Here is a 17,741-nt window from a genome sequence, read left to right on the forward strand (position 1 = left end):
CGGAACAACAGGAGGACACCCATGGAATTCGACGCCGTGCTCCTGGAGCCGCGCCGCGCCCGCATGGAGGCCGAGGGCTTCTGGCCGGGCAGGACGCTCCTCGACTATTTCGAAGCCTGTCTCGCCGAAAAGCCGGACGCCCTCGCGCTGGTGAGCGTGGTGGCCGCCACCGGCGCGCGCCGCGCGCTCACCTATGCCGAGATCGACCGCCTCGCCTGGCGCGCCGCCGCGGGGCTGCGCCGCCTCGGCCTCGGCCGGAACGACGTGCTGTCGAGCCAGTTACCCAACGGGTGGGAGTTCATCGTCCTCTACATCGCCTGCCGCCGGCTGGGGGTGGTGTTCAACCCGGTGATGCCCATCTTCCGCGAGCACGAGCTGCGCTTCATGCTGCGCCATGGGGAGGCGCGCGTCTTCGTGGTGCCGAAGGTGTTCCGCGGCTTCGACCATGCCGCCATGGCCGGGGCGCTCAAGGCCGAGCTGCCGGACCTGCGCCACGTCATCGTCGCCGGCGACAGCGGCCCCTCCGGCTTCGAGACGCTGCTGCTCGACGGCGCCCTCGACGCCGAGATCGAGGCCGCGCGCGCCGCCAGCGTCCGCGACCGGGGCGACGCCAACGACGTGTGCCAGCTCATCTACACCTCGGGCACCACCGGCGAGCCCAAGGGCGTGATGCACACCGCCAACACCATGTACTCCAACCTCGTCGCCTATGCGGCGCGGCTCGGGCTCGGCGCCGCCGACGTGGTGCTGATGGCCTCGCCCATGGCCCACCAGACCGGCTTCATGTACGGCTTCCTGCTGCCGGTGATGCTGAAGGCGCCCATGGTGCTGATGGACAGCTGGGACAAGGCCCTGGCCGCGCGCCTGATCGCGCAGGAGGGCGTCACCTTCACCATGGCTTCCACCCCGTTCCTGATGGACCTCGCCGACACGGTGGAGGCGCAGGGCGCAGGCACTCCCACCCTGCGCATCTTCCTGTGCGCGGGCACCGCCATTCCCGGCGCCCTGGTGGAGCGGGCGCATCGGGTGCTCGGCACGAAGATCGTCTCGGCCTGGGGCATGACCGAGAACGGCGCCGTCACCGTCGTGCCGCCGTCCGACCCCGACGTGCGCTCGGTCGAGACGGACGGCCTGGCGCTGCCCGGCATGGAGCTGCAGATCCGCGCCGCCGACGACACCGTGCTGCCCGCCGGCCGCGAGGGCGCGCTCTACGTGCGCGGCTGCTCCAATTTCGTGGGCTACCTGAAGCGGCCCCAGTGGAACGCCACCGACGCCGAGGGCTGGTTCGACACCGGCGACATCGCCCGCATGGACGAGGCCGGCTACATCCGCATCTGCGGGCGCACCAAGGATGTCATCATCCGCGGCGCCGAGAACCTGCCGGTGGTGGAGATCGAGGCGGTGCTCTACCGCCACCCGGCGGTGCAGCAGGTGGCCATCGTCGCCTATCCCGACGCGCGCCTGGGCGAGCGCGCCTGCGCCTTCGTGGTGCCCAAGGAGGGCAAGAGCTTCTCCTTCGAGGAGATGGTGCGCTTCCTCGATACCCAGCATCTGGCCAAGCAATACTATCCCGAGCGGCTGGAGGTGCGCGACCAGCTCCCCTCCACCGCCTCGGGCAAGATCCAGAAGTTCGCCCTGCGCACCTTGCTGCGCGAGGCGCTGGAGAACCCGCGTAACGAGAGCCGGCGCCCGTGAGCAAGGACCGCGCGTGAATCGTCCGCGCGTCCGGCCCGGCCGGGCGCGCCTCACCCCCGCGCGGCGGCGAAATAGTCGCTCGGCGCGCGGCCCAGCGTACGGCGGAACATGGCGGTGAAGGCGCTCGGGCTCTCATAACCGCAGTCGAGCGCCACCGTCAGCACCGATTGCCCCTGCGCCAGCAGGGAAAGGGCGTGGAGCAGGCGCGCCTGCTGGCGCCAGCGGCCGAAGCTCTGCCCCGTCTCCCGCCGGAACAGGCGGATGAAGCCCGAGCGGCTGAGGCCGGTTTCCGCCGCCGCCGCATCGAGCGCCACCTCCCCCGCCGGCGCCGACACGAGGCGCGCGCACAAAGCGGCGAGCCCCGCGTGGGCGGGCATGGGCAGGCTGAGCGGCTCCACCGGCAGCACCGCCAGCTCCTTCAGCGCAAGGCGCGCCGCCAGCGCCGCCACGTCCGCCGGGCACCCCTCATCGGCCATCCTCAGGATCAGCTCCCGCAGCAGCGGAGTCACCGCCACCACCGCGCAGCCCGCCGGCAGGCCGCGCGCGGGCCCCGCCTCCACCAGCAGGGCGCGAAACTGCACCAGCCCCCGGCTCGCGGTGCGGTGCACGATGCCCGCCGGCACCCACACCGCCCGGCTCGGCGGCACCACCCAGGTGCCGCGGCCGGTGGTCACCGAGACCACCCCCGCCACCGCGAAGATGAGCTGCGCCGCCTCGTGGGCGTGCCACGGGCTCTCGAAGCGCGGCTCGTCGCGGCGGATGACCGCGATGCCGGGCGTGGCCCGCTGGGTTTTCATCTCTGATCCGATCACGATGATGAATGGCACTTCCGCGCAAGAATTTCGCACGCGGCAGGCCTATGCAAGGGGTATTAGGAAGGAAAGCCCCGTGTCGCTCCCCATCGCCGCCGCCTCGCAGACCGCCCGCGCGCTCCCCGTGCGCCATGCGGGCCTGCGACTTACCGGCGGCCGCCGGAAGCAGCGACACGCCGGCGGCCGTACCGCGTCGCGACCTCATCGATCCCCCCTCGTTCGCGACGGACTTCCCCATGCTGAAGCAGCCGGGAACCAAGTACCGCCCCTTCGCCCCGCCCGTTGACCTGCCCGACCGCGCCTGGCCCGCCCGGCGCATCACGGCGGCGCCCCGCTGGCTTTCCACCGACCTGCGCGACGGCAACCAGGCGCTGGCCGACCCCATGGACGTGACCCGCAAGCTCGCCTTCTGGGAGATGCTGGTCGGCGCCGGCTTCAGGGAGATCGAGGTGGCCTTCCCCTCGGCCTCCCAGACCGAGTTCGACTTCGTGCGCACCCTGATCGAGGAGGGGCGCATTCCGGACGAGGTGACCATCCAGGTGCTCACCCAGTCCCGCGCCGACCTCATCGCCCGCACCTTCGCGGCGCTGGAGGGGGCGCCGCGCGCCATCGTCCACCTCTACAACGCCACCGCGCCCCTGTTCCGCCGGGTGGTGTTCTCCATGGAGCGGCACGAAATCGTCGCGCTGGCGGTCTCCGGCGTCACCGCCATGCTGGAGGAGAGCCTGAAGCGGCCGGGCACCGATTTCACCTTCCAATACTCGCCCGAGACCTTCTGCTTCACCGAGCCGGAATTCGCGCTGGAGATCTGCGAGCGGGTGCTGGACGTGTGGCGGCCCACCCCGGAGCGCAAGGCCATCCTGAACCTGCCCGCCACCGTGGAGGTGACCACCCCCAACGTCTATGCGGACCAGATCGAGTGGTTCTGCCGCCATCTCTCCCGCCGCGACAGCGTGGTTGTCTCGGTGCACCCCCACAACGACCGGGGCACCGCCGTGGCCGCCGCCGAGCTGGCGGTGATGGCGGGGGCCGACCGCGTCGAGGGCTGCCTGTTCGGCAATGGCGAGCGCACCGGCAACGTGGACCTCGTGACCCTGGCGCTCAACCTCTACACCCAGGGCATCGACCCCGGCCTCTCCTTCCCCGCCCTGCGGCAGGTGGCGCAGGACGTCACGCGCCTCACCGGCCTGCCCGTGCACCCGCGCCACCCCTATGCGGGCGAGCTGGTGCACACCGCCTTCTCCGGCTCCCACCAGGATGCCATCCGCAAGGGCTTCGCCGCCCATGCCGCGCGCAACGACGGCTTGTGGGAAATGCCCTACCTGCCCATCGATCCCGCCGACATCGGCGAGACCTATGAGGCAATGATCCGGGTCAACAGCCAGTCGGGCAAGGGCGGGGTCGCCTTCGTGCTGGAGCAGGAGCACGGGCTGAAGCTGCCGCGCGCCCTGCAGGTGGACTTCAGCCGCCGCGTGCAGGCGCTGGCGGACGAGACCTCCCGCGAGCTCTCGGGCGCCGACATCTGGGCCGAATTCCGCCGCGCCTACGGGCTGGAGGACCCTGCCTTCACCCTCCTTGCCTATGAGGACGGCGCGCGCGGGCCGGCGGGTGGCGAGCGCCTGTTCGCCGGGCGCATCCGCCACGGCGGCCGCGAGGTGCCGGTGGCCGGGCGCGGCAACGGCCTCGTCTCGGCGGCGGTGGCCGCCATGGCCGCGCACTTCGGCATCGCGCTGGAGGTGGCGGACTTCCAGCAGCACGCCCTGCGCCGGGGCGCGGATGCGCAGGCGGTGGCCTATGCAGAATGCGTGAGCGCCGAGGGCCGCCGCGTGTTCGGGGTCGGCATCGACGCGGACGTGGCCGCGGCCTCCCTCAAGGCTGTGCTCGGCGCGGCCGGTGCCGTCCGGCGCGACGACTGAGCACGCGCACCCGTCGCCACCACGCGGCGGGGTGCCAGCCGGCGCGGACGATCCGGCAGGGTCACGCGCTCGGCCACGGCGCGGAAAGCGGGCGGCGGAAGCTCATGCGAACCGGCCGCGAGCAAGGCGCGCGGGCTTCGCCCTCAGGCCTCGCCGAGGGCGTGCAGCACCTGGCGGTGGATGGCGAACAGGGCGGGGTCCTCGGGGTCGCGCGGGTGGGGGATGTCGATGTCCATCACCTGCGCGAACCGGCCCGGATGGCCATTGAGCACGAAGATGCGGTCGGCCAGCAGCGCCGCCTCCAGCATGTTGTGCGTCACCAGCACGCCGGTGGGGCGGCGGCCCTCCGCCTCGGCCCACAGGCTCTGGAGCAGGAGGCGCAGGCGGCGGGCGGTCAGCTCATCGAGCGCGCTGAAGGGCTCGTCGAGGAGCAGGATGTCGGGCGCCGCCGCGAACGCCCGCGCGATGGCGACCCGCTGGCGCTGCCCGCCCGAGAGGAACTGCGGATAGGCGCCGGCATGTTCGGCGAGGCCCACCTTGCGCAGCAGCGCCCGCGTCACCTCGCGCGGGTCGCCCGGCGGGCGGTCGCCCTCGCGCTCAAAGACGAGGGCGATGTTCTCCTCCACCGTCAGCCAGTCCACGAGGCGCGGCTGCTGGAACACCATGGCGAGGTTGCCTGGCCCACCGCGCCCCTCGAAGCGGATGGCGCCCGCGTCCGGCGCATCGAGCCCGGCGATGAGGTTGAGCAGGGTGGACTTGCCGCAGCCGGAGGGCCCCACCAGCGCCACCAGCTCGCCGGCCGCGATGCGCATGTCGAGCCCCTCGAAGATGATGGAGGGGCGCCGCCCGCCGCGCGCGGCATAGGCCTTGCCCAGCCCCGTGACGAGGATATCGCTACTCATAGGCCCGCTTCTTCCAGTGGCTGGTGCTGTTCTCGATGGGCCGGAACACCAGGTATTCCACCGCCATCATCGCCAGCCAGAAGGCCAGCGTCCACGCGATGACGCCTTCCACGCTCTGCAGGCTGAACTGGGAATTGAGCTGGTAGCCCACCCCGTTGGACATGCCGAAGATCTCCACCAGCACGATCACCTTCCAGGCGATGGAAAAGCCGACCCGTGCGCCGGAAACCGTGGTGGCATAGAGCAGCGGGCACCAGATGCGCCGCAGCACCGTGGTGCGCTTCAGCCGGAACACCCGCGTCATCTCGACGATGTCCGACGACAGCGAGCGCACGCCCTGCTGCACCGTGATGACCATGGACGGCAGCACCCCCAGCGCCACCGCGATCACCGGCGAGGCGAGGCTCACCCCGAACCAGATCACGCACAGGAGCGCCCACACGAGGCCGGGCACCGTGAGGCCCAGGATGACGCCGGGCTCCAGGAAACGCTCGGCGGTGCGGGACACGGCGGCGGCGATGCCGATGGGAAACGACACCACCACCGCCAGCAGGAAGCCGAGGCCCATGCGGTAGAAGGTGACCCAGATCTCGTGGAACGCCTTGCCGCTCAAGGAGATCACGACGAACTCCCGGGCGATGGCCGAGACATCCGGCACCAGCGGCGAGCGCAGCCACAGGGCCATCAGCTCCCACGCCGTGGCCATGAACACGAACGAGGCGAGAAACGGCAGCGCCGCGCCCGCCACGCGCGCCACCGCCGGCACCCACGCCGCCCGCAGGCGCCCCGCGGGCGCATCCGCCTTCACCGCGTCGACCTTATCGAGGAGCGACATCTTTCCCCTTTCGCATCGCCGGGGCCTGAAGTCCCGCACGGCGCATTTTCCCCAGGCGAACCGGCATCCGCTTCGCTTGAAACGGCTTCAGATCTGAACGTAGATCCTGCCCGCCGGCGCCTGCTTCAGCAGGCCGAGCCTCACGGCCACCTCGATCTGCTTGTCGATGCCCTTGAACACCTCCTCGTTCCATGCGGTGGCATAGGAGGCGCGGGCGCGTTCCGGCAGCAGCGCGAGGGCGTTTGTCTCGTCGGGCTTGATGCCGATCTCCCCGGCGACATCCACCAGCAGCCGCGGATTGACGCGGATGGCGGAATTGACGCGCTTGAACAGCTCCACCACCTTGGCGGCGGAATCCTTGTTGGCATCGAGCCAGGCCCGGTTGGCGGCGAGGCCGACCAGCAGCGGCGCGCCCTTGAGGCCGGTGCCCTTCTCCCATTCCTCCGCCACCAGGGCGAGGTCGCGCGCGCCGCGGGCGACAAGGCGGGTCGCAGTGGGCTCCAGGGTCAGGATCGCCTCCACGTCGCCGCGCTCGAACATGGCGAGGTTGGCGAGCGGCGAGCCGAACACGATCTTGAGGTCGGAGAAATCGAGGCCGGCGAGGGAGGCGGCGATCCGCGCCTGCTGGTAGGTCTCGCTGGTCTCGGCGGTGGAGGCGACGGTCTTGCCGGCGAGGTCCTTCGGCGTCTTGTAGGGGCTGTCACCGCGCACCACCCAGCGGGTGTTGTTGTCCAGCGCCGGGCCGAACAGCACGATGTCGCCGCCCTTGCTGGCGATCTGGCTCAGGCCCAGCGGGCCGAACACGCCCACGTCGATGGCGCCGGCGGTGAGCTGGGTCTGCATCTTGCCGGGATCGGCGACCACCCATTCGATGTCGAGCCCGAGCGCCTCGGCGAGGCCGAGCCGCGCCACCAGGGGCCGCCACACGGAGCCCGCGCTACCGGGCGACGGCAGGGTGACGCGCACCGGCGCCGCCGGGGCGGCGAGGGCGCCCCGCGCTGGCAGCAGCGCAGCGGCGGCCGCCCCCGCGAGGAGCTTGAGGCTGTCTCTTCTGTTCATCTTTCGAACTCCGCCCGTCGAGGGCACGCGAAGGGGGACGGGGGATTACTGGACGATGGCGCGATAGAGCACGCGCAGGCCGTCGCCGTAGTCGCCGACGCCGCGATGCTGCACCACGCGGTTGTCCCAGATCACCGCGGCGCCCTGCTGCCAGGCGACCCGCGTCTGCACGTCCGGCGACTTGACGTAATCGAAGAGGATCTGCAGCAGGTGGTCGCTGACGGTGCGCGGCACGCCGAGAATACGCTGGGTATAGAGCTCGCTGACGAAGATCTGCTTGCGCCCGGTGTCGGGATGCACGCGGATCACCGGCGCCTCCACCGGCGGATACTTGGCGCGCTGCGCGGCGAGGGCCTGAGGGTCCTGGTAGGCGAGGCTCAGGAAGCCCTGGGTCTCCACGTCGTGGACCGCAGTCAGCGTCTCCAGATAGCGCGCGAACTGCGGATCGAGCAGGTCGTAGGCGGCGGTGGCATTGGCGAACAGGGTGTCGCCGCCGGCGGGCGGGGCATTCTTGCCGAACAGAGCGGTGAAGCGCGGCGGATCGGGCACGAACGCCTGGTCCACGTGCCAGATCAGGTTCATCCGCGTCTTCTTGACCGAGGAATCGATGGTGTTGATGTCCGCGTTCTCCCGCGCCGCCGGCGTGTAGGGCGTGCCGGCGAAACGGGCGCTGCCGAACAGGCCGACGAGGCGCCCGAACTCCTCCACCCGCACCACGCCGGGCTCGAAGAACAAGAAGCCGTAGCGCACCAGCCGGTCGTGGAGGAACTGGGCCAGCGCCGCGTCCTGCGCGCCGGCGGCCGAGAGATCGAGCCCGTGCACCCGCGCGCCCACCACATGCGAGTAGGGCTCCACCACCACATCGCGGAAGGCTTCGCGCTCGCCGCGATAATCGGCGATGGACAGGACCTTGGCCTGGACGGCGTCGAGCCGCTCGACGGGGATGTGCAGGACCCGCGCGGCCTGCGGGGCGGCTCCTTCGGAAGCTTGCGGCAGGGCACTCATGTTTCGCTCCAACGGCGTTCGAAATCTTGTTCGCGCTCCGGCGGGGCTGGGGGCGCGGCGCGCCCTCGCGGCGGGCGGGAAGCAGGGCCTTCGGGCTCCTGTCGCGCCGGAGCGGTGCCGGCGATGCCCTGAGAGGCGTGGCCGGAACATCCCGACGCTAGCGGGCTAAAATTCTAATTTCAACATTTATTTTATAAAATTGATGGACTATATGGATATAACCTCTCCCAACCTCGAACACCCCATGACCGCCCAGACCGCCGGCTACCGGCCCCTCTCCGTCCTGGTGGGGCTGGCCTATTTCATGGACCAGCTCGACTCGACCATCATCGCGCCCGCGCTGCCGCAGATCGCCGCCGCCTTCGGCGTCAGCCCGCTGAGCCTCGACCTGACGATGACCGTCTATTTGCTGGCCAACGTGGCGGTCATTCCGCTGAGCGGGCTGCTGGCGGCGCGCCTCGGCACGCGCGTGGTCTTCAAGGGCTCGCTGGTGCTGTTCGCGCTCAGCTCGGCCCTGTGCGGCCTCGCAGAGAACCTGCCGATGCTGATCGCCGCCCGCGTGCTCCAGGGCGCCAGCGCCGCGCTGATGATGCCGGTGGGGCGCATGGCCATCATCCACGCCACCAGCAAGGCCGACCTGGTGATGGCGCTGGCCTGGATGATCACGCCGGCCATGCTGGGGCCGCTGGTGGGCCCGCTGCTGGGCGGCGTCATCGCCACCTATTCCTCCTGGCGCTGGATCTTCCTCATCAACTTGCCGCTGGGCATCGCCGGCTACATCGCCGCCGGCCGGCTGATGCCGCAGGTGACCGACGAGGCGCCGCCGGCCATCGACCTGCGTCAATGGGGGTGGCTCGCGGTGATGCTGGCGGCCGGGGCGGCCATGCTCTCCCTGGTGCGCCATCCCGGCATCGGCCTGGAGGTGTACGGGGCCCTGGCCGCAGCGCTGGCGCTCGCGGGCCTCGCCTATGGGCGGCGCCTGGGCGCCGGCACCCACCCGCCGCTGCTGGACACCGCGCTGCTGAAGGTGCCGACCTTCCGCGTGTCGTTCTGGGGCGGGTGCCTGGTGCGGGTCGGCTATGGGGCGCTGCCGTTCCTGCTGCCGCTGCAGCTCCAGCTCGGCCTCGGCTTCACCGCCATCGAGAGCGGCCTAGTGCTGCTCGCCAGCGGCCTCGTGGCGTTCGTCACCAAGACCTTCACCGCCCGCATCCTCGCCCGCTTCGGCTTTCGCAGCGTGATCATCTGGAACGGCCTGCTGTGCGGGCTCGCGCTCGCCGCCTGCGCCGCCTTCGCGGCCGGCTGGAGCCTCGCCCTCATCGCCCTGGTCGCCTCCGCCGGGGGCTTCTTCCGGGCCATCCAGCTCAACGCCCTGGCGGCCATCGCCTATGCCGACCTGCCGCGCCGCGCGGTGGCGCCGGCCACCTCGCTCAACACCACCTTCCAGCAGCTCGCGGTGATGATCGGCATCTCCTTCTCGGTCACGGTGGTGAATCTCTCGGCCTGGGCGGCGCAGCGCCCCCATCCGGACGGCGGCGACTATGCCGTGGCATTCCTCGTGCTCGCCGCCGCCGTGCTCGCCGCGGTGCCGGTGTCGCTGGGCCTCAAGCCCGGTGCCGGGCAGGAGCTGAGCGGCCATCGCGCCCCCTCCCGCTCACCGGCCGGCCCGGCCTGACCGACAGCGCCATTTCCAAGGAAAGATCCCCCGATGACCAGCCTTCCCTCGCCCTTCCTCGTGTCCACCCCGTGGCTCGCCGGGCAGCTTTCCGACCCCGGCCTGCGGCTGTTCGATGCCACCGCCGGCGCCGCCACCGCGCCGGGGGCCGGGGAGAGCGCGCCCGCGCGGGCGGTGTTCGAGACGGCGCACATTCCCGGCGCCCGCTACCTCGACCTGAAGAACGACCTTTCGGACACGACCTCCGGCCTCGATTTCACCCGGCTCGCCCCGGAAGCCGCCGCCGCCGCCTTCGCGCGCGCCGGCATCGGGCCCGACAGCGCGGTGGTGCTCTATTCCACCTCCACCTACGGATGGGCGACCCGCGCCTGGTGGCTGCTCAACGACATCGGCTTCACCCGCGTGGCGGTGCTGGACGGGGGGCTCGCCAAATGGGTGGCGGAAGGGCGCCCCACCGCCGCCGGCCCCGCCGCGCCCTATCCTGCGGCGGAGGCCCTCTCGCCCCGGCCGCAGGGCCTGTTCGCGGATCTTCCCGAGGTGACGGCGGCGGTGGAGAAGGGCGGAACGACCCTGGTGAACGCCCTGAGCCCGCAGCATTTCAGCGGCGCCACCCCTGGCCCCTACGGCCGGCGCGGGCGCATCCCCGGCAGCCTCAGCCTGCCGGCGGGATCGCTGGTGGCCGCCGACAACAGCCTGAAGCCCCTCGATGAGATCAAGGCCGCGCTCGCCACCCAAGGCATTGGTGGAGAAACGGGCATCGGCGGCGAGACGGACATCATCGCCTATTGCGGCAGCGGCATCGCCGCCACCGTCGACGGCTTCGTGCTGCGTGCCCTCGGCCACGGGCGGGTGCGCGTCTACGACGGCTCGCTCTCCGAGTGGTCGAAGGACCCCGCGAGACCGCTCGAAGCCTGATCGTCGGCGGGCCCTGCCGCTTCGGCGCCCGGCTCCGCGCCGCCGGCGGCCGGGACCGCGGAGCGCGGCTCGCCCTCGCCCCATTCGGACGAGAAGACCACGAAGGCACGCTTCAGCACCTCGTTCTCGGTGCGCAGCTTCTGGATCTGGCGGCGCAGAGCGTGCAGCTCGCTCTGCATCTGCTCGGGCGACATGGCCGCGCCGGCGCCGGCGGCCGGGTCCGGCGCCTCCAGCCGCGCGGCATCCTTCTTCTTCACCCACAGGCGCAGGGACTGCTCGCCGACGCCGAACTGGCGGGCAACCTCGCGATAGATGGTCCGGTCGCGCGGGTTCCGCATCCGCCGACGCTCCACCTCGTCCACCGCCAGCTCCTTCACGGAGGGGGCGTAGCGGGCGGAGGCGCGCGCGCCCTCCTCGAGCGCCGGATCGCTGCGATCGTTCGCTGCGTCCGTCCTGACTGGTGCGCCGCGCATTCCCGTGTTATCTTCAGTTTAAAGATAAATCTAATTTAGAATTTAGCCCGCCTCGTCCGGCAACGCAAGCCGCCGCTCCATTCCGGACCGGATTCCCAGGATGCATAAGACCCCGCCCCTCGTCTCCACGGCATGGCTGGCCGATCATCTCCACGACGACGACCTGATCGTCCTCGACGCCAGCGTCTATCTCGAAGCCGCGCCCGACCGCACGCGGGCGGAATTCCGCAGCGGGCTGGATGCCTATGAGCATGAGGGGCACATCCCCTCCGCGCGCTTCGCCGACCTGTTCACCCAGTTCTCCGATCCGCTCGCCCCATTCCCCTTCACCCGCCCGAGCGCCCTCCAGCTCGCCGCGGCGGCGGGCCGGCTCGGCATCGCCCGCAGCTCCCACGTGGTGGTCTACGACAACCTCGCCAACCAATGGGCCGCGCGCCTGTGGTGGGTGCTGCGCTCCTACGGGCACGAGCGGGTGAGCGTGCTGGATGGCGGCCTGCGCAAGCATCGCGCCGAGGGCCGGCCGGTGGAGCGCGGCCTCACGCCCTATGCGAAGACCAGCTATCCCCTGCCGCCCCCGCGCGACACGGTGGCGACCACGGCCGAAGTGCTCGACATCACCAGCCACAGGCGCGAGGGGCGGCTCATCTGCTTCCTGCAGAAGGACGATTTCTCGGGCCGCGTCTCCGGCCGCGCCCGGCCTGGCCACATTCCCGGCAGCGCGAACCTGCCCTTCGCCGAGCTGGTCCGCGAGGAGGACAACACGCTGAAGCCGGCCGAGGCCTTGCTGGCCCTGTTCCGGGCGCGCACGCCGCTGGCGGGCGAGCTGGTGGTCACCTATTGCGGCGGCGGCGTCGCCTCGGCCGTGGGCGCGCTGGCGCTCGCCGTCATCGGATACGAGCCGACGCGGGAATATGACGGCTCCCTCGCCGAATGGACCGCGGACGCGGCGCTGCCCCTGGAGCTGGGCGAGGGGTGAGGCCGCCGGCCCCGGCGGGAGGGGCCCCCGCGCGCCGGCGGACAAAGAAAAAGGGGCCGCCGGAGCGGCCCCTCTTGCAGCATCGTGTTGAGCGTCTCACTCGTCGTCGGCATCGTGGGCGGGGCCCCAGTGGGCATCGCCGGACTGGAAGGGCGCGGACGGCACATAATAGGGGCCAGGGGTGCCGAACGCGCTCGGGCGCTCGATCTTCTGCTCTTCGCGCAGGGCCGCCGCGCGGGAGCTCGGCACCAGGGTTTCCTGGGCGGAGACCGCCACCTGCTCGCGGTTCAGCTCGCCCACATAGGGATCGGCGTAAGCGGTGCCGGCGGCGGTGGCGAAGGTGAGGACGACGCCGGTGGCGAGAAGATAAGTCTTGATGGACATGTCAGTCACTCCGTTTCTGATGTTTCCAATGTAGAAGCGGGTGCCTTCGTCCTCCATCATCCAACCATCTGCCGAAGATATACATCCCTGCGCACGGCAGAAACCAAAGTATGAACCTGCCCATGGCAGCGCCGGGAAAAGGCCCCCGCGCGGGGGCAGCGTCCATGCCGATACGGCTCTGGCCTCTGAACAGGCAGGCAGGGACTGTCCCCACCGGCCGCCCACGGCAGCGGCGGAGACACCGCACGCCTTTCGCCCCCTGTCTCGGAAGCCGCACGCGGGCACGGCGCACGACGATGATCCGCCCGCGCACAAAGCGCACCCCATGGCGGAATCCGCAGCCGGCCCCGCCGTGATCGGACAGGCCGGGTGCTGCGGCCGCTATTCTGTGCCTTTTCGGAAGAAGCACGCGGAACAACCACCTATTCATGAGCGCATTCACGGGCGCCGAGCGGCCTTGCCCCGCTGCTGAGACCGGCGCCGTTCGCGTGGCCGCTCCCGGCCCGCCGGCCGGCCTCTCCCCCGATGACGCCCTGGGAACGGAGAACCACAGCCATGAGCCCGCGCATCCTCATCGTCGGCGGATCCATCGGCGGCCTGTTCGCCGCCGTGCTGCTGCACCGCGCCGGTTACGATGTCACCGTCACCGAACGTTCGGTCCACGGGCTGGAGGGCCGGGGCGCGGGCCTCGTCGCCCAGCGCGAAGTGTTCGCCATCCTGCGCGAGGTGGGGGTGGAGCACCTCGCCCGCTTCGGCGTGGTGGCGCGCGAGCGGATCCATCTCGACCGCGCCGGCGACATCGTCCACCGCCAGCACACGCCGCAGACGCAGCTCTCCTGGGACGTGCTGTTCCGCACCTTCCGCGAGATGCTGCCCGATGCGCGCTACCACAAGGGCCAACGGGTGGTGGAGGCGATCGGCGCGGCGGACGGCGCCCGCGTGCGCCATGCCGACGGCAACGAGACGCGGGCCGACCTGCTGGTGGGCGCCGACGGCATCGGCTCGGTGGTCCGGGCGGCGGTGTCGGGCCCCGGCTCGCGGCCCGCCTATGTGGGCTATGCCACCTGGCGCGGGCTGGTGCCCGAAACAGCGGTGCCCGAGGCGGCGGCGCGCCAGCTGTTCGAGCGCTTCGCCTTCTACGAAATGCCGGGGTCGCACATCCTCGGCTATCTCGTTCCGGGGCCGGACGGCTCCATCGAGGCGGGCCGGCGCCGCTACAACTGGGTCTGGTACCGCCGCTACGACGCCGATGCCCTCGGCACGGTGCTGACCGATATCGAGGGCGTGCGCCGGCCCTTCTCCCTGGCGCCCGGGCGGGTGCGCGCCGAGACGGTCGCCGCCACGCGCGCGGATGCCGAGCGCCTGCTGCCCCCCGCCTTCGCCGCCGCGGTGGCCGCCGAGCCGCGCCCCTTCATCCACGCCATCTTCGATTATGCGCCCGCGCGCATGGCGGCGGGGCGGATCACGCTGCTCGGCGATGCCGCCTTCGTGGCCCGGCCGCACACCGCCATGGGGGTCGCAAAGGCGGCCGGCGACGCCTTCGCCCTGCGCGATGCGCTGGCGGCCCACACCGACCTCGATGCCGCGCTCGCCGCCTATGAGGCCGCCCGCGCCCCGGCCGGACGCGCCATCGTCGCCTATGGCCAGCGGCTGGGGCAGAGCCTGGGCTGAGGCGCCGGACGCCCGGCGCGCCGGCCTGCCCACGGCAAGAACTCTTCGCCTTGCACCGGCGCGTTTTCCGGACGCGCCGGTTTTCGCGTTGCTGGAACGCCCGCCAAGAAGAAGAGCGGCGTCCGCGACGGGCACCCCAGGCAAACCAAGGTAGCATCGCGGCGCTGGCACGTATGATTTCCCCGCGCCCGCCGCCGCCTATCCTCGTTTCCGGACCACCCCGAGCCCGGACGAGACAGCGATGCGCACCACCGCCGATGCCCGCCCCCAGCCCTTGCCCCCGCCCCGCGACATGCCGCCTGCCGCCCGTCAGGCGGGGGCGACGGCGGCGCCCTTCCTGCCGCGCGTGCTGTTCGGCGTCCGCCTCGCCGCGTCGGTGTGCCTTGCCCTGTTCGTCACCTACGGGCTGGAGCTGGAAAACCCCTTCTGGGCCGCCACCACCGCCGCCATCGTGTGCCAGCCGAGCCTCGGCGCCTCCATGCAGAAGGGGCGCCACCGCGCCCTCGGCACACTCGTAGGCGGGCTGGCGATGGTGGCGCTGCTGTCGCTCTTTCCCCAGCAGCGCGACCTGCTGATCCTGGGCCTCGCCCTGTGGTGCGGCGCCTGCGGCTTCGCGGTGGTGACGCTGCGGGGCTTCGCCTCCTACGCCGCGGCGCTCGCCGGCATCACCTCAGCCATCATCTTCGCCGATACGCTGGCCGATCCGTCCTCGGCCTTCCTCCTGGCCGTGGTCCGCGTCGGCGAGATCGCCATCGGCATCTTCGCCGCCGCCGTCGTGGCGCTGCTCACGGATACCGGCAGCGCCGGGCGCCAGCTCGAGGGCCTGCTACGCCACGCGGCGGCCCGGCTCTCGCAGGGGTTCCTGGCGACGCTGGTGGCCGGCACCGACACGCCCGAAACCCGCGCGGCGCGGCACGACATGGTCCGTGCGCTCGGCCCCCTCGATGCCGCCATCGCGGCGGCGACCGGCGAATCCGCCTTCCTGCGCGCCCGCACCGGCAACCTGCAGGCAGCAGCAGCCGCCCTGCTGGACGCCCTGGTGGCCTGGCGCGACATCGGGAGCCATTTGGGCAGCCATCCGGGCCGGGCCGGCGCGGACTGCGCCGGGCTGAGGCACGCCCTCACCACCGTGCTCGCCCGCATTGATCCCGCCGACATCGACCGCGCCCCGGAACGCCTCGCGCAGGACTGCCGGCTGGCCATCGCGGAAATCCGCGCGATCGGGTGCGGGGATGCCACCCGCCGCATGCTGGCGGACGCCGCCCTCACCGTCGCCACCGGCATCGAGGCCATGGCCGCCGGCATCCTCCTGCTGCGCACCCGGCGCGGGGCGCGGCGGCGCTGGCGGGCCCCGCCGGTGGTCGCGGACCCGCTTCCCGCTGTGCTGAACGGAGCGCGGGCGTTCGCGGCGGTGGCCGCCACAGCCGCCTTCTGGGTGGCCACGGCGTGGCCGGCCGGCCCGTTCGCCATCGTGTTCGCCGCCGCCACCACGCTGATCTTCGGCGCGTTCGGCGACGAGGCCCGCGCCCGCGCCGGAGACTATGCGGCCGGCGCCGCCGCGATGGCGGCGCTCGGCGCCGTGCTCTATGTCTGCGTGCTCCCCTCGCTCACCACCTTCCCGGCCCTGGCCGGCGTGCTGGCGGCCCTGTTCGTGCCGCTCGGCATCATGCAGGCCGGCACGTGGCACCCGGTGGCGTTCCTGGCCATGTCCATCGCCAGCCTGCCGCTGCTGGGGGTGGGCAATCCCGCCTCCTATGACGCGGCCGGCTACCTCAACCTGGCGCTGGCGGTCATCGCCGGCACCGTCACCGGCACGCTGTTCTTCGTCGCCATGCCGGTGATGGACCCGCCGGCCCGCGCCCGGCGCCTGCTCGCCCTGTCGCTGCGGGATGTCCACCGGCTGGCCCGCGGGCCCCTTCCGACCAGCCCCGCGCGCTGGACCGCCCTCATGTCCCGCCGCCTGGAAGCCCTGCCCGCGCAGGCCCCGGCAGACGATGCCGCGGCGCTCATGGCCCTGCTCGCGCTCGGCCGGGCGATCATGGATCTCGCGCAGGGCCTGAGGGGCACCCGGGAGCGTGCGCGCCTCTCCCTCGCCCTCGCCCACCTCGCCGCGGGGCGCCCGGCCGCCGCGCAGGCGGTGTTCGCGGCCTTGGAGGAAGCGTGCACAGGGGCGCCGGAGGAGGCGCGCCTAAGGGCCCGGATCACGGTGATCCGCGAGGCCATCGATGCCCATGCCGGGCTGTTCACGGGGCGGGCGGGCGTTCCGCCGCCGTTCATCTGAGGGAGAAGGCCATGTTCAGGGAGATCGACATTCTCGGCGTCTATGTCGCGCCGTTCGTGGTGATGATGCTGGCGGCATGGCTGCTCGCCATCCCGCTGCGCGTGGCGGGCGACCGCTGGGGCGTTTCCCGGCGCGTCTGGCATCCCGGCCTGTTCGGCCTGTGCGTCTACATGATCGTGCTGTCCCTCGTCGTGCTCGGTGCGGGAGGCCGCCCATGACCGCCCTGGACGCCGCCCTGGACGCCGCCCGCCCCGCCGCGCCGCGCCGCCTGCCGGCGGTGCTCGCCACCCTCTGCGTGCTCGCCCTCGCCGGCGGGCTCGGCTGGCGCATGTGGGACGCCTACATGGCCACGCCCTGGACCCGCGACGGCACCGTGCGGGCCTATGTGGTCACCGTCACGCCCCAGGTGTCGGGCCGCATCGCCGCGCTCGCCGTGACCGCCGACCAGCATCTCCGGAAGGGCGACCTGCTGATGGAAATCGAGCCCGACGACTACCGCATCGCCCTCGCCGCCGCCGAGGCGTCGGTGGCGCGTGCGAAGGCCGATCTCGACAACAGGCAGGCGGAGGCCCGGCGGCGAGCGCTGCAGACCACGCTCTCGGTCTCCAAGGAGGAGCAGGAGAGCTATGCGGCGGCGGCGGCCATCGCGGAGGCGGCCTACCGGCAGGCGCTCGCCGCACGCGACAGGGCACAGCTCGATCTCGACCGCACGCGCATCGTCTCGCCCGTGAACGGCTATGTCACCAACCTCGTCATCCAGCCCGGCGACTATGCGACGAGCGGCCAGCGCGCGCTCGCGGTGGTGGACGCCGACAGCTTCTGGGTGGACGGCTATTTCGAGGAGACGGTGCTGGACGACATCCACCTGGGCGATGCCGCCGCCGTCAGGCTGATGGCCTATCCGCACCGGCTCGCCGGCCATGTCACCGGCATCGGGCGGGGGATCGCCATCGCCAACACCCAGGCCGATGCCTCCGGGCTCGCCACGGTGAACCCGGTCTTCACCTGGGTGCGCCTCGCCCAGCGGGTGCCGGTGCGGGTGGCGCTGGACCACCCGCCGCCCGCGCTCACCCTCGCCGCCGGCCTCACCGCCAGCGTATCCATCACCGGGCGCGGGGATGCCGGGCCCCGCCCGGCGCCATGAC

16 protein-coding genes are annotated in these 17,741 nt (G+C 72.0%); 9 read left to right on the plus strand and 7 right to left on the minus strand.

The window, feature by feature from the left end:
* Positions 1–21 precede the first annotated feature (21 nt).
* Entirely contained in the window at positions 22–1,695 is a 1,674-nt protein-coding gene (gene aliA, locus V5F61_RS14260; protein ID WP_393988759.1) for a cyclohexanecarboxylate-CoA ligase, read from the plus strand.
* Between the two features lie 50 nt (positions 1,696–1,745).
* Here the strand turns inward: aliA and V5F61_RS14265 are convergent, their stop codons facing one another.
* Positions 1,746–2,492, minus strand: a complete 747-nt coding sequence (locus V5F61_RS14265) for an AraC family transcriptional regulator (RefSeq protein ID WP_393988758.1) — start codon at positions 2,490–2,492, stop codon at positions 1,746–1,748.
* Between the two features lie 251 nt (positions 2,493–2,743).
* Between V5F61_RS14265 and leuA the strand changes: the two genes are divergently transcribed.
* Complete coding sequence (leuA, locus tag V5F61_RS14270; RefSeq protein ID WP_393988757.1) at positions 2,744–4,423, plus strand: 2-isopropylmalate synthase; 1,680 nt, start codon at positions 2,744–2,746, stop codon at positions 4,421–4,423.
* A 143-nt stretch (positions 4,424–4,566) separates the two neighbouring features.
* Here the strand turns inward: leuA and V5F61_RS14275 are convergent, their stop codons facing one another.
* The 4 genes from V5F61_RS14275 to V5F61_RS14290 all read right to left on the minus strand — a co-directional run bounded on the left by V5F61_RS14275 (position 4,567) and on the right by V5F61_RS14290 (position 8,224).
* Entirely contained in the window at positions 4,567–5,325 is a 759-nt protein-coding gene (locus tag V5F61_RS14275; RefSeq protein ID WP_393988756.1) for an ABC transporter ATP-binding protein, read from the minus strand.
* Positions 5,318–6,160 carry an ABC transporter permease gene (locus tag V5F61_RS14280; protein ID WP_393988755.1) on the minus strand — a complete coding sequence of 281 codons (843 nt, stop codon included), beginning with the start codon at positions 6,158–6,160 and terminating at the stop codon, positions 5,318–5,320. The genes V5F61_RS14275 and V5F61_RS14280 overlap by 8 nt, the downstream gene beginning before the upstream one ends.
* An 87-nt stretch (positions 6,161–6,247) precedes the next feature.
* A complete protein-coding gene (locus tag V5F61_RS14285; RefSeq protein WP_393988754.1) occupies positions 6,248–7,219 on the minus strand; it encodes an ABC transporter substrate-binding protein in 972 nt (323 codons plus the stop codon).
* Between the two features lie 45 nt (positions 7,220–7,264).
* Entirely contained in the window at positions 7,265–8,224 is a 960-nt protein-coding gene (locus V5F61_RS14290) for a TauD/TfdA dioxygenase family protein (protein WP_393988753.1), read from the minus strand.
* 244 nt (positions 8,225–8,468) lie between these two features.
* Between V5F61_RS14290 and V5F61_RS14295 the strand changes: the two genes are divergently transcribed.
* Both V5F61_RS14295 and V5F61_RS14300 read left to right on the plus strand, forming a co-directional pair.
* Positions 8,469–9,896 carry an MFS transporter gene (locus tag V5F61_RS14295; RefSeq protein WP_393988752.1) on the plus strand — a complete coding sequence of 476 codons (1,428 nt, stop codon included), beginning with the start codon at positions 8,469–8,471 and terminating at the stop codon, positions 9,894–9,896.
* A 33-nt stretch (positions 9,897–9,929) separates the two neighbouring features.
* Positions 9,930–10,811 (plus strand): sulfurtransferase, encoded by an 882-nt coding sequence (locus tag V5F61_RS14300; RefSeq protein WP_393988751.1) that lies wholly within the window; start codon positions 9,930–9,932, stop codon positions 10,809–10,811.
* Here the strand turns inward: V5F61_RS14300 and V5F61_RS14305 are convergent.
* On the minus strand, positions 10,754–11,284 hold the full coding sequence (locus tag V5F61_RS14305; RefSeq protein ID WP_393988750.1) for a transposase: 531 nt from the start codon (positions 11,282–11,284) through the stop codon (positions 10,754–10,756). The genes V5F61_RS14300 and V5F61_RS14305 overlap by 58 nt on opposite strands.
* Positions 11,285–11,384: 100 nt before the next feature.
* Between V5F61_RS14305 and V5F61_RS14310 the strand changes: the two genes are divergently transcribed.
* The gene (locus V5F61_RS14310; RefSeq protein WP_393988749.1) at positions 11,385–12,260 is read left to right on the plus strand and encodes a sulfurtransferase; all 876 of its coding nucleotides are present in this window, start codon (positions 11,385–11,387) and stop codon (positions 12,258–12,260) included.
* A 96-nt stretch (positions 12,261–12,356) separates the two neighbouring features.
* Here V5F61_RS14310 and V5F61_RS14315 read toward each other — a convergent pair whose 3' ends face one another.
* Positions 12,357–12,644 carry a hypothetical protein gene (locus V5F61_RS14315; RefSeq protein WP_393988748.1) on the minus strand — a complete coding sequence of 96 codons (288 nt, stop codon included), beginning with the start codon at positions 12,642–12,644 and terminating at the stop codon, positions 12,357–12,359.
* 555 nt (positions 12,645–13,199) lie between these two features.
* Here V5F61_RS14315 and V5F61_RS14320 point away from each other — a divergent pair.
* The 4 genes from V5F61_RS14320 (at position 13,200) to V5F61_RS14335 (ending at position 17,740) form a co-directional block, all read left to right on the plus strand.
* Positions 13,200–14,315: an FAD binding domain-containing protein gene (locus V5F61_RS14320; RefSeq protein ID WP_393988747.1), complete on the plus strand. Its 1,116-nt coding sequence runs from the start codon at positions 13,200–13,202 to the stop codon at positions 14,313–14,315.
* A gap of 241 nt (positions 14,316–14,556) precedes the next feature.
* Positions 14,557–16,596 (plus strand): FUSC family protein, encoded by a 2,040-nt coding sequence (locus V5F61_RS14325; protein ID WP_393988746.1) that lies wholly within the window; start codon positions 14,557–14,559, stop codon positions 16,594–16,596.
* A gap of 11 nt (positions 16,597–16,607) precedes the next feature.
* Positions 16,608–16,814 (plus strand): DUF1656 domain-containing protein, encoded by a 207-nt coding sequence (locus tag V5F61_RS14330; protein WP_393988745.1) that lies wholly within the window; start codon positions 16,608–16,610, stop codon positions 16,812–16,814.
* A complete protein-coding gene (locus V5F61_RS14335; protein ID WP_393988744.1) occupies positions 16,811–17,740 on the plus strand; it encodes an efflux RND transporter periplasmic adaptor subunit in 930 nt (309 codons plus the stop codon). Before V5F61_RS14330 ends, V5F61_RS14335 begins: the two co-directional genes overlap by 4 nt.
* The last annotated feature ends 1 nt before the right edge of the window (position 17,741 follow it).

This window comes from Xanthobacter sediminis (assembly GCF_043195015.1).
Lineage (GTDB): Bacteria > Pseudomonadota > Alphaproteobacteria > Rhizobiales > Xanthobacteraceae > Xanthobacter.